9 protein-coding genes are annotated in these 12,060 nt (G+C 43.6%); 2 read left to right on the top strand and 7 right to left on the bottom strand.

Features of this window, described 5'->3' with window-relative positions; translation table 11 throughout:
* Nucleotides 1-12: 12 nt before the first annotated feature.
* From LKX84_RS04905 to recG, 4 genes are all read right to left on the bottom strand, one after another.
* Nucleotides 13-1,530: an alpha-isopropylmalate synthase regulatory domain-containing protein gene (locus LKX84_RS04905; protein WP_228235995.1), complete on the bottom strand. Its 1,518-nt coding sequence runs from the start codon at nt 1,528-1,530 to the stop codon at nt 13-15.
* Nucleotides 1,531-1,556: 26 nt separating this feature from the next.
* Nucleotides 1,557-2,153, bottom strand: coding sequence for a 3-isopropylmalate dehydratase small subunit (gene leuD, locus LKX84_RS04910; protein WP_228235996.1), 597 nt, complete (start codon nt 2,151-2,153; stop codon nt 1,557-1,559).
* Nucleotides 2,154-2,273: 120 nt separating this feature from the next.
* Nucleotides 2,274-3,683 carry a 3-isopropylmalate dehydratase large subunit gene (gene leuC, locus LKX84_RS04915; RefSeq protein ID WP_228235997.1) on the bottom strand — a complete coding sequence of 470 codons (1,410 nt, stop codon included), beginning with the start codon at nt 3,681-3,683 and terminating at the stop codon, nt 2,274-2,276.
* A gap of 203 nt (nt 3,684-3,886) precedes the next feature.
* Nucleotides 3,887-5,992 carry an ATP-dependent DNA helicase RecG gene (gene recG / locus LKX84_RS04920; protein ID WP_228235998.1) on the bottom strand — a complete coding sequence of 702 codons (2,106 nt, stop codon included), beginning with the start codon at nt 5,990-5,992 and terminating at the stop codon, nt 3,887-3,889.
* Nucleotides 5,993-6,038: 46 nt separating this feature from the next.
* On the opposite strand from recG, the gene LKX84_RS04925 reads away from it, so the two are divergent.
* Both LKX84_RS04925 and LKX84_RS04930 read left to right on the top strand, forming a co-directional pair.
* Nucleotides 6,039-8,126, top strand: coding sequence for a M1 family metallopeptidase (locus LKX84_RS04925; protein WP_228235999.1), 2,088 nt, complete (start codon nt 6,039-6,041; stop codon nt 8,124-8,126).
* Nucleotides 8,123-9,037, top strand: coding sequence for a patatin family protein (locus LKX84_RS04930; protein ID WP_228236000.1), 915 nt, complete (start codon nt 8,123-8,125; stop codon nt 9,035-9,037). Before LKX84_RS04925 ends, LKX84_RS04930 begins: the two co-directional genes overlap by 4 nt.
* Nucleotide 9,038: 1 nt before the next feature.
* On the opposite strand, the gene LKX84_RS04935 is transcribed toward LKX84_RS04930, so the two are convergent.
* The 3 genes from LKX84_RS04935 to LKX84_RS04945 form a co-directional block, all read right to left on the bottom strand.
* The gene (locus LKX84_RS04935) at nt 9,039-9,560 is read right to left on the bottom strand and encodes a hypothetical protein (RefSeq protein WP_228236001.1); all 522 of its coding nucleotides are present in this window, start codon (nt 9,558-9,560) and stop codon (nt 9,039-9,041) included.
* A gap of 78 nt (nt 9,561-9,638) precedes the next feature.
* Nucleotides 9,639-10,412, bottom strand: coding sequence for a hypothetical protein (locus tag LKX84_RS04940; RefSeq protein WP_228236002.1), 774 nt, complete (start codon nt 10,410-10,412; stop codon nt 9,639-9,641).
* Between the two features lie 37 nt (nt 10,413-10,449).
* Nucleotides 10,450-12,024: an FMN-binding glutamate synthase family protein gene (locus LKX84_RS04945; protein WP_228236003.1), complete on the bottom strand. Its 1,575-nt coding sequence runs from the start codon at nt 12,022-12,024 to the stop codon at nt 10,450-10,452.
* Nucleotides 12,025-12,060 lie beyond the last annotated feature (36 nt).

The raw sequence follows: 12,060 nt of genomic DNA on the forward strand, positions 1-12,060 counted from the left end.
GTCTATGCCTCATTATACGAGATTTAGCATTTTTTCGGTGGCCTTAATTGCCGATACCGTTTGGTCGGAATCGAGTCCACGGGTGGTGAAATCCTTGTCCTTGGTCTGCCATGTGATCACGGTTTCGCATAGGGCGTCGGAAGTACTGCCAGGGGGTATCCGAACGGCATAATCCACCAATTTGGGAAGCTCGCGGTTTTCTTTTTTGTAGACCTTTTTCAAAGCGTTGATGAAGGCATCAAACTGTCCATCTCCTTGTGAGCTTTCCTCGTACAATTTCCCTTCAATTTCAATGGAAAGGGTAGTGGAAGGCTTTAATCCTTTGGAATGCGTGAGCACATACGATTTCACGAACACTTTTTGCTGATGCAGGTTGCTGTCCAGGACATCCGAAATGATATAAGGAAGATCGTCCTTGGTAACACGTTCCTTCTTGTCTCCAAGTTCGATGATGCGTTCCGTAACTTTTTTCAGCTCGTCATCGTTGAGGGTCAATCCAAGTTCCTGTAAATTCTTCTGGATGTTCGCCTTACCTGAAGTTTTTCCTAGGGCATATTTGCGCTTCCTGCCGAAACGTTCCGGTAATAAATCATTAAAGTAAAGATTCTTTTTACTATCTCCATCTGCATGTATTCCAGCAGTTTGGGTAAAGACATTGTCGCCTACAATTGGTTTATTGTCAGGTATGCCAAAACCGGTAAAGGCGGATACCAATTTACTCACTTTATATAGCGAGGACTCCTTTACCCCAATGGTGATTTCAGGTAAAAAATCGTTGATTACCGCGACCACACTGGCCAGTGGAGCGTTCCCCGCACGTTCACCCATTCCATTTACGGTAAGGTGAAGACCATTGGCTCCGGCTTGTAAGGCTTCCATAACATTGGCCACACTCAAGTCGTAATCGTTATGACCATGAAAGTCAAAATGGGTATTCGGATAACGTTCAATAATTTCCTTGAAAAATGCTCCTGTTTCTGCTGGTGTCAACACACCAAGGGTATCAGGCAACAAAATGCGTTTGATGGGTTGCTTCGTCAAAAAATCCAAGAATTGCATCACGTACTCCTTGGAGTTGCGCATGCCGTTGCTCCAATCCTCCAAGTACACATTGGTATCGATTCCCAATGCTTTTCCTTTGGAAACCACCTCAGCAATTTCATTGAAATGTTGTTCTGGAGTTTTTTTGAGCTGGTGAGTTAGATGGTTCAACGAACCTTTGGTCAGCAAGTTCTGCACCTTGGCACCTGCTTCTTGCATCCATTTTAATGACACACCACCATCCACAAACGTCAACACTTCTACTTTGGATAATAATCCTTCGGACGCGGCCCACTCGGTAATGCTCTGCACCGCTTTCATTTCTCCTTCGGAAACACGTGCAGAGGCTACCTCAATGCGGTCAACCTTGAGTTCTTCCAAAAGGAGTTTTGCCAAGGTGAGCTTCTCCGATGCGGAAAAGGATACCCCAGAGGTTTGTTCACCATCCCGAAGGGTGGTGTCCATGATTTCAACGGTGCGTGTTTTCATTCTCGTGCCTTGTTCTGAAGGTCAGATTAAAGTGGTGTGTTCTCGGCAAAGGTTTGGATGCCTTCCTTGATGTTCAACAGATAATCGATATCGTCAAATCCGTTGAGCATGTTGCCTTTTTTGTAATCGTTGATGTCGAAGCTTTCCTTTTCTCCAGTAGCCAAAATGGTAATGGTCTGCTCGGGAAGGTTCACTTCCAATTCCGTGTTGGGATCTGCTTCGATGGCCTTGAAGATTTTGTCCAAAAACTCGGGACTCACCTGAACCGGCAATACCCCAATGTTCAAACAGTTATTTCTAAAAATATCAGCAAAAAAGCTGGAAACCACACATCGGAACCCGTAATCGTACACGGCCCAAGCGGCATGCTCGCGTGAAGACCCAGAACCAAAGTTTTTACCACCAACCAGAATTTTTCCACTGTAAATGGGGTTGTTCAATACAAAATGCTCCTTAGGAGTGCCATCGGAGTTGTAGCGCCAATCGCGAAACAGGTTGTCTCCAAAACCTTTTCTTTCCGTTGCTTTAAGGAAACGAGCTGGAATGATCTGGTCGGTATCCACATTCTCTATCGGCATGGGAACCGCTGAACTTTTTAATATGCTGAATTTATCGTATGCCATGTTGTTTCAATTTTCAGTTATCAATTCTTCAATTAACAATTAGCAATGACCAATTATCTACTTCAAATGATCACATTGTAAAATGTTAATTGATTATTGTTGATTGTACATTGTTTATTGTTACGCGTAGACTTCTTCCATGAGTTCCCTTGGGTCGGTCACCTTTCCGGTCACGGCTGCAGCGGCAGCAACCAATGGACTGGCCAACAACGTTCTGGCACCTGGTCCTTGTCTACCTTCAAAGTTTCGGTTGGAAGTGCTCACCGCATATTTCCCTGCAGGAACCTTGTCGTCGTTCATGGCCAAACAGGCAGAACAACCCGGTTCACGCAGTTCAAATCCGGCATCTTGCAAAATATCCAAAATACCTTCTTCTTTGATAGCTGCTTCCACTTGATGTGATCCTGGAACCAACCAAGCGGTTACGTTGTCTGCTTTTTTCCTTCCTTTTACGATAGAGGCAAAAGCCCTAAAATCTTCGATTCTACCATTGGTACAGCTTCCCAAAAACACAAAGTCGATGGGCTTGCCTATCATGGCATCACCTTCATTGAACGCCATGTATTCCAATGATTTTTTATAGGTGGCTACGCCGCCTTCAACAGCTTCGGCCAATGGAATATCATTTTTGATGCCCATACCCATACCAGGGTTGGTACCATAGGTAATCATGGGTTCAATTTCGCTGGCAGGGAAGGTCAATTCTTTGTCAAATACAGCATCGCTGTCCGAATACAAGGTTTTCCAGAATTCCATTGCTTTGTCCCAATCGGCACCTTTAGGTGTGTATTCACGGCCTTTGATGTACTCAAATGTTTTCTCATCTGGAGCAACCATTCCACCTCTTGCACCCATTTCGATACTAAGGTTACAAACGGTCATCCTTCCTTCCATGGACATATTCTTGAACACATCGCCTGCATATTCCACAAAATATCCGGTAGCACCAGAAGTGGTCAATTTGGAAATGATGAACAACGCCACATCTTTTGGGGTTACAGCCTTGTTCAGGCTCCCGTTGATGTTGATGCGCATTTTCTTGGGTTTCGGTTGCATGATGCATTGGGTGGACAAAACCATTTCTACCTCGCTGGTACCGATACCGAAGGCGATGGCGCCAAATGCACCATGGGTTGAAGTGTGGGAATCTCCACATACAATGGTTGCTCCGGGAACGGTGATGCCATTCTCTGGACCGATCACGTGTACGATTCCATTTTTCTTATGTCCAAGACCCCAATAAGGGATATCGTATGCCGTTGCATTCTCCTCCAAAGCTTTCAATTGGTTGGCGGACAATGGATCTTGAACGGGCAAATGTTGATTTATGGTTGGGGTGTTGTGATCCGCAGTGGCGAAAGTGCGTTCTGGGTACAATACCTTAATGCCTCGGTTCTTCAACCCGAGAAAAGCCACGGGACTCGTAACTTCGTGGACCAAATGCCTGTCTATGAACAGTACATCCGGGCCATTATCAATATGCTGAACTACATGGGAATCCCATACTTTATCAAAAAGTGTTTTGCTCATGGTAACAATCAAATTATGTAAGCTTACAAAGTTAAAATTTGAATGAAAATGTGTTTAATGGAACAGGATAAAATTACGATGTTCAACGATGGTTTTAATGAAAAAAAGGGAATGATAACAAATGAAGGTGTTTGATTTTCAAATTATAACATGAAATCAAACTCAAAGAAATAACAAAATCCAAACTGACCAGATACTTGACTTCAACTTATATAATTCCAGATGGTTTTGTTGGTCATGATTCTGGTAAATGCCCTCAGAACAGGTGCATTTTCCTCTTTTTCCAATCTGGGGTCGTTTTTCAACAATTGCATGGCATGATACCGAGCGGTCTGTAAAATTTGGTTGTCCTTTACAATGTCGGCAATCTTCAACGCCAACAGGCCACTTTGTTGGGTACCCATCAAATCGCCCGGTCCACGTAGTTTTAGGTCCACTTCGGCAATTTCAAAACCGTCGTTGGTTCTGGTCATGGTCTGCAAACGGGTTTTGGCATCTTCGGACAATTTGTGGCCCGTCATTAAAATACAAAAGCTCTGCTCGGCTCCTCGGCCTACACGCCCACGAAGCTGGTGCAATTGGGAAAGCCCAAAGCGTTCCGCGCTTTCAATGATCATCACCGAGGCATTGGGAACGTTTACCCCGACTTCAATTACCGTTGTGGCCACCATAATTTGGGTCTCACCCTTTACGAAGCGTTCCATTTCGTAGTCTTTGTCTGCCGGTTTCATCTGTCCGTGAATGATGGAAATTTGATATTCCGGTTGCGGAAAATCCCTGGCGATGCTCTCATATCCGTCCATCAAATCTTTGTAATCCATGGCTTCCGATTCTTGGATCAAGGGATACACGATATACACCTGTCGACCTTTCTTGATTTCATCCTTGAGAAACCCAAAAACTTTTAATCGATTGTTGTCAAAGCGATGGACTGTGGTCACGGGTTTACGACCAGGTGGAAGCTCGTCGATCACGGAAACATCCAAATCGCCATACAGACTCATGGCCAGCGTACGGGGAATCGGTGTTGCCGTCATCACCAAAATATGGGGCGGAGTATCATTTTTATGCCATAGCTTCGACCGTTGCGCCACACCAAATCGGTGCTGTTCATCAACAATGGCCAACGCCAAGTTTTTGAACTGTACTTTATCCTCCAAAACGGCATGGGTACCCACCAAAATGTTCAGGTTCCCATTTTCCAATTGATTGTGCAACAAGGTCCGCTCTGATTTTTTAGTGGAACCCGTCAACAGAGCAATTTTGAGGTCCATATTCACCAATAGTTCCTTGAGTCCATTGTAATGCTGAGTGGCCAGGATTTCCGTGGGAGCCATCAAACAGGCCTGAAACCCATTATCAATGGCCAACAGCATGCACATCAGGGCCACGATGGTCTTCCCGGATCCCACATCTCCCTGCAGCAAACGGTTCATCTGTGCATTGCTGCCCAAATCGTTGCGGATTTCCTTGATAACGCGTTTTTGGGCTTCGGTAAGGTTAAAAGGAAGGTGGTTTTCAAAAAAAGTGGTGAAATTCTCGCCCACATTTTCAAAGGGTAGCCCCTTGATCTTTTGTTTCCGGAGCATTTTTTTGGAAATCAATTGCATCTGCACAAAAAACAGTTCCTCAAATTTCAATCGGAATTGAGCACGCGCTAACAACTCCTGATTTTTCGGAAAATGGATGTTCAGTATTGCTTCGGTTTTTGAAATGAGTCGAAGTTCATCCAAAATAGAAACAGGCAAGGGTTCTGCAAACAATCCCTTTGATTCCAATATCAGTTGCTGCACCATTTTGGAAACAACCCTGTTCGTAATGCCCTTCGCACTCAATTTTTCTGTGGAAGGGTAGATGGGCTGCATGGCTACTTTCAATCCTTGTTGATGCTGGTGCAACAGTTCCATCTCGGGGTGGGGTATGGAAAAAGTGCTTCCGTATTGGGAAACGCGACCGAACACTACGTAGGGTTCATTGATCTTTAAACTTTCCTTGATCCATTTGTGCCCACGGAACCAAACCAGTTCCATTTGTCCGGTTTCATCCACAAAAGTGGCCACCAAGCGCTTCCCCCGTTTTTGTTCCACCATTTTTAGGTGGATGATTTTCCCAACCACCTGCACATCGGCACCACTGGGTTGCAATTGGTTGATCTTGTAATAACTGGTGCGGTCCAAATAACGATTGGGGAAGAGATGGAGCAGGTCCCGATAGGTTTCTATACCCAGTTCGGCCTTTAGGATATCGGCCCGGTTGGGACCGACACCTTTGAGATAGGCAATGGGAGTTTGTAGAAAATTGGGATTCATCGAACTAAAATATGTAATTTGGAAGGACTTTTGATGGGATGATCGTATGAAGCTGAACCCGATTCTTATTTTTTTCCTATTTGTGCACCTCTTGAACGCCCAGGTTCAGGACAAGGTGGATTTTACACAAGCCAAACCATTTTTTTATGTGGATGTTGATAGTCTGAAAATAAAGGGGTCAGTAGAATATACATTTGATGTCATTTCACAACTTGACACTTTTTTTCTGGATGCACAAAATATGAAAATCTTTAATGTAGAACTGAATGGAAAAAAGGTGCGTCATTTTTATGACAATAAAAAGCTGGTAGTTCACAAAAAACTAAAACCTTCCAGGAACAATAAGCTATATATCTACTATGAAACTTCACCCAAACAGACAGTTTATTTTTTGGGATGTAATGACAATATTAAAGGAAACGAGCAAATCTGGACCCAAGGGCAAGGAAAATATACCAGCCATTGGTTGCCCAGCTTGGATGATATGACTGAAAAAGTAGAATTTGATCTTACCATTGTTGCTCCTGAGCAATACAAAGTAATTTCGAATGGAAAGCTAGATAGAAGTTTTAATAGCATTCAAAATACTAAACATTGGTTTTTTGACATGCAAAAACCCATGAGCAGTTACTTAGTGGGGTTTGCCATTGGGGATTTTGATAAAAAAGAGCTCAAATCTTCATCCGGAGTACCCATTGAACTGTATTACGAACCCAAGGACAGTTTAAAAGTAGAGCCTACTTACCGCTACACCCAACATATTTTTGATTTTTTGGAGAAGGAAATTGGCGTGCCCTATCCTTGGCAGAACTATAAGCAGGTACCCGTTCAGGATTTTCTGTATGCGGGTATGGAAAACACTACCTGCACCATTTTTTCCAACCAATACGTAATTGATTCCACGGCTTTTGTGGATAAAAACTACGTGAATGTGAATGCCCATGAACTGGCCCATCAATGGTTTGGGGATTTTGTTACCGAAACCAGCAGCGAACACCATTGGTTGCACGAAGGTTTTGCCACCTTTTATGCCTATTTGGCGGAAAAGGATATTTTCGGGGACGATTATTTTTATTGGCATTTGTTGGAAACAGCGAACGCTTTGGAGAATTTTTCGGAGGACGATCAAGGAGAAGCTTTGAGGAATTCAGGCGCCGGAAGTCTGACCTTTTATGAGAAAGGCGCTTGGGCCTTGGTGATGCTTCAGGATAAATTGGGAGAGGCCAATTTTAAGAAAGGAATCCAGAACTACCTGAAAAAATACGCATATGAAAATGTGACCATTCCCGATTTTATGGCGGAGATGGAGGCTGTTTCCGGCATGGGACTTTCCGATTTTGAATCAACTTGGTTACACGATTCTAATTTTCCGTTTGAAAGTGTCCAAGCCTTTCTGATGGAGAAAAATGCTTCCATCAGACAGTATTTTGAAATCAAAAGCAAAATTGAAGACAATCCAGAAGCCTCGGAATCTATATTGTCAAACGCTTGGGACTCCTTCACCTCATCCCAACTGAAACAAAACCTCATATTGGATTATGGCAAGAGCCTATCGCCCTTGTTTTTAGAAAATGTATTAAAAGAAGGCGACCTAAAAGTCAGACAAGCAGTCATTTTAGCGTTGGATAAAATTCCCCAAGAACTACAAAATTTAACAGAAGCGTTGTTGACCGATGCCAGCTATACTACTGTGGAATCGGCCTTGTACAAACTTTGGTCAGGATTTCCAGAAGGTAGGGGCCATTATCTTGATAAAACGCAGTCCGTCATTGGGTTTCCCAACAAAAATATTCGATTGCTATGGCTGACTTTGGCCCTCGTAACTCCAGAATACCGTTCTGATCTAAAACCTGCTTATTTAGAGGAATTGAGTAATTATACGGGAGCAGAATTCCATTTTGAAACACGTTTGCTGGCTTTTGAATATTTAAAGAGTATTGGCGGGTTCAATGACGAGTCGCTCAAAAATTTAATCGAGGCCTGTAGTCATCATGTTTGGCATTTTAAAAAATCGGCACGCAATATTTTGAACGATTTTTTGAAAAAAGAAGGCAGTTTGGCAAAGGTCAAGTCCATATATCCTTTGTTAAATCAAGAAGAAAAGCAATATTTGGACAAAACTTTGGGTGAATGAGGGCATTGGTCATTTCTGGTGGGGGCAGTAAAGGAGCTTTTGCAGGTGGCGTGGCCCAATTCCTGATCCAGGAGGCCAAACACAAGTACGATCTTTTTGTGGGTACCTCAACCGGGAGTCTCCTGATTTCCCATCTAGCGTTGAACAAACTGGACAAAATCAAGGAAATTTATTCTTCGGTAGATCAAGACAGTATTTTTAACAACTGTCCCTTCATCATCAAGAAAAAACATGGGGTAGAGATCATTGCCATCAACCACTGGAATGTGGTGAAAAACTTCATCCGTGGCAAAAAGACCTTTGGGGAAAGCGAGAATCTTCGAAAACTGATCCGGGATTCCATCACCATAGAAGAATTTGAGGAATTGAAAGAAGGCGACATGGATGTGGTGGTCACGGTGTCCAATCTCTCCCTGAACCAAGTGGAGTATAAGTCCATCAACGATTGTACCTATGATGAATTTTGTGATTGGATCTGGATTTCTTCCAACTACACTCCCTTTATGAGTTTGGTTAAAAAGGACGGATGCGAATATGCCGATGGCGGTCTTGGAAGTCTAGTACCTATTGAGGAAGCCTTACAACGAGGAGCAACCGAAATAGATGTGGTGGTACTCCATACCGAAGTAAACCATTTGAACCGCATGTCTTCCAAAAACCCTTTCGACCTGATCACCACTATATTCAGCTTTATGTTGGATCGAATTGAAAACCAGAATGTCCGAATAGGAAAATTAGTGGCCAACCAAAAGGACGCCATCATTAACTTCTACTACACACCTACAGTTTTGACTACAAATTCACTGATTTTCAATAAAGAACGTATGACATTGTGGTGGAAAAGAGGCTATCTTTACGCCAAAAATAAGAACGAGGAAACCAGCCCGATCAATCCCGAAATGCAGGAGTAAATCAATCCCAAAGATCGCTCACCTCTTTTTTCACGAAGGCCAAGGCCGTTTGCGAAGGCGATTGTTTTTCCATGGTTTGGTTCAGGATGTCTTCCCTCAATTTATCCGGGGAATCCGTTTGGCTCATCCCTGCACTGCGGATGATCTGAATCGTGGCATTTTTAGCCGTTTTGATGATGTTCCAGCATTCATCCGACATATAGATCTGTTGGGACAGGTTGTGCTCAAATTCCGTTTCTATCTGTTGAATGAGTAGATTCTCATAATCATTCTTGCTCTTGGTTTTGGGAGCAACGCGTACCACAAGGCTGTTTAATGCAATTCGTTCCAAGAAAAGGGCCATACGCTCATAAGCTTGCAGACGCACCGGAAGCGTATCCTTTTGGGAATCTTTGTGCAATAGAAAACGGCGTCTTCCATCTTCATTACGGGTGTGCAACCTGAAAAAATAAAAGGCAACCGCTCCGGTAACCACCGCAGGCATTAAATAGGCAAATAGCTGAAGGATTTGATCTCCACTCATAGGATAGTTTGGTTTTTGTTTTGATTTTACTTTACCAAGAACGAACCAAAATCCTAAAAAGTATGCACAACCAATGGGTTATTGGCTTGCTTTGGCACTTTCCTTGGCCTTGGCGTAAAATCCTTTGTAATCGGGCTGTAATTTAACATTGATGCCTTCCTTGAAATTACCGTCCCTAGCTGTAATGGCAATTCGGGTAGTCTGAACTTCCAAGGTTTCCACCAATTCTTTTGCCACAGCAGCAGCTTGGTCATAAGTTGGGCCAAATTCTCCTGTCATGTTCAATCCTTCCACTTCGGTCTTGAAGTTAGGGTTGGATTTGATCACTTTGGCAACGTTGGCCAACCACGCTTTTCCTTCCTCGGTTAATTTGGAAGAAGAATCAGATCCAAAAAGGTTGTTCAAACTGTTCGAAATGGAAATAACTCCTTCACCAACCGCTACATTGGCATTTTCGCCCAAGGTTTGCTTAATTCGGGTCAAGGATACAATGGCCGTGGAATCATTGGCAGAGATCATATCATTTACACCACTCAATTGTTTTTCCTTACGGGCAAGTGCTGCCATAGCTCGGTTCACATTCTCGGAGTTTTGTTTGGACAGTTCTGAGAAGTTGCTCAAGTTGCTCAACAGGGTAGCATTGGCATCGCGAAGACCAGCATTTTCGGTATCCAAGGTTTCCGCTTTGGCATTGGCAGAGGAAATTTCGCGCTTGGCTTTGGCCAAATCTTGTTCCACTTCGGAAATTTTGGTCTTTAAACTTTCAATTTCCGCAATCAAGTCGCTTTTCTTCTGGGAGAAAGCAGAGGTGACCAAGGCCAGGAACAGTATAAGGGGTAAATGTTTTTTCATAAGTAAGGAATTGTTCGTTAAAATATTCGGGGCTAAATTATAATGTTTTTTCTAATGATGGGCGTCCCCCTAAGTGAACACAATCATAAAGTTTTTGCATGGAGGCGAAATCCACCTTTTCTTTTTGGTATTTGAATACGGATCGCAAATTACTGCTAAGGTAGTCATCATCCACATTTACTTGGATGTCTTCCATATGAAATTGGCAGGGATGCTCATATCCGGCAGCATGCGTAATCTCCAGTAATTCTTTTCGATATGTTTTGAAATATTGGGCCAACCTGTCGGATTTTAGGGGCACATTGATGCCCTTTTGCAACCATTTGTTCTGAGTGGCCACGCCCGAAGGACATCTGTTGGTATGGCAAACCTGCGCTTGGATACACCCGATACTCATCATGGCCTCCCTTGCCACATTGATGCAATCAGCGCCCATCGCAAAAGCCATGGCCCCTTTGGCGGGAAAACCCAATTTGCCACTTCCAATAAATACAATGCGATCTGTTAGACCACGGTCCAAAAAGAGTTTGTATACGGATGAGAAGCCATAGGTCCACGGGAGGGAAACGTGATCCGCAAAGCTGGGAGGTGCTGCACCAGTTCCACCTTCACCACCGTCAATGGTGATGAAATCGGGTCCTTTGCCTGTTTTGATCATCAAATCCGCGAGTTCTTCCCATTGGTCCAACTTACCGATGGCACCTTTAATGCCTACGGGCAATCCGGTTTCATTGGCGATGGACTCGATAAGTTCCATGAGCTCCGGAATATTTTTGAAGGCTTTGTGGGTAGGAGGGGAAATGACATCTTTTCCAACCTCAACACCACGAATTTCTGCTAATTCATGGGTTATTTTCGACCCCGGAAGAACACCACCCTTGCCGGGTTTCGCTCCTTGTGATAATTTGATTTCGATGGCTTTGATGCACGGATTTTCATCCACCAAGATTTTCATTTTTTCCATGGAAAAATTACCATCCTTGCTACGTACCCCAAAATAACCAGTGCCGAAGTGAAAAATAACATCACCTCCTCGCTTGTGGTAGGGGGAAAGGCCTCCTTCACCCGTATTATGGTAGGCATGACATTTTTCCACTCCTTGGTTGAGCGATTCAATGGCCGCAGCGGACAAAGATCCAAAACTCATCGCTGAAACATTGATGATGGATCCTGGTCGGTACGGTTTCTTCCGTTTGTTATAGGCACCCATGACTTTGGCACAAGGCACAAAATAGGGGTCTTTTACGTTTGGGTGTTGCTCCGGCACCTGAAATCCGATCATGGCATTCTTAACAAAAATGTGTTGGTGTTTGTAAATGTCCCGATCGGTCCCGAATCCCTCATAGTTGTTTTCTTTTTTGGCAGAAGCGTAGATCCAGCTTCTTTCAATTCGGTTAAAAGGAAGTTCTTCACGGTTGTTGGCCACAAAATATTGGCGCATTTCCGGGCCGATACTTTCCAGCCAGTAGCGCAAATGCCCCACAATGGGAAAATTATGGCTGATGGTATGGGCTTTTTGGAAAAAAATATCACGAATGGCAACGATTAAAAGAAAGATGAGAATCCATCCCCACCATGAAATGTCGCCTAAAAAATCTAGAATTGCGTCCATGTTTTAAAGTTCAGGTACGTTGCAAATATCAAGCCC

The sequence above is a fragment of the Allomuricauda sp. M10 genome (assembly GCF_020782875.1).
Lineage (GTDB): Bacteria > Bacteroidota > Bacteroidia > Flavobacteriales > Flavobacteriaceae > Flagellimonas.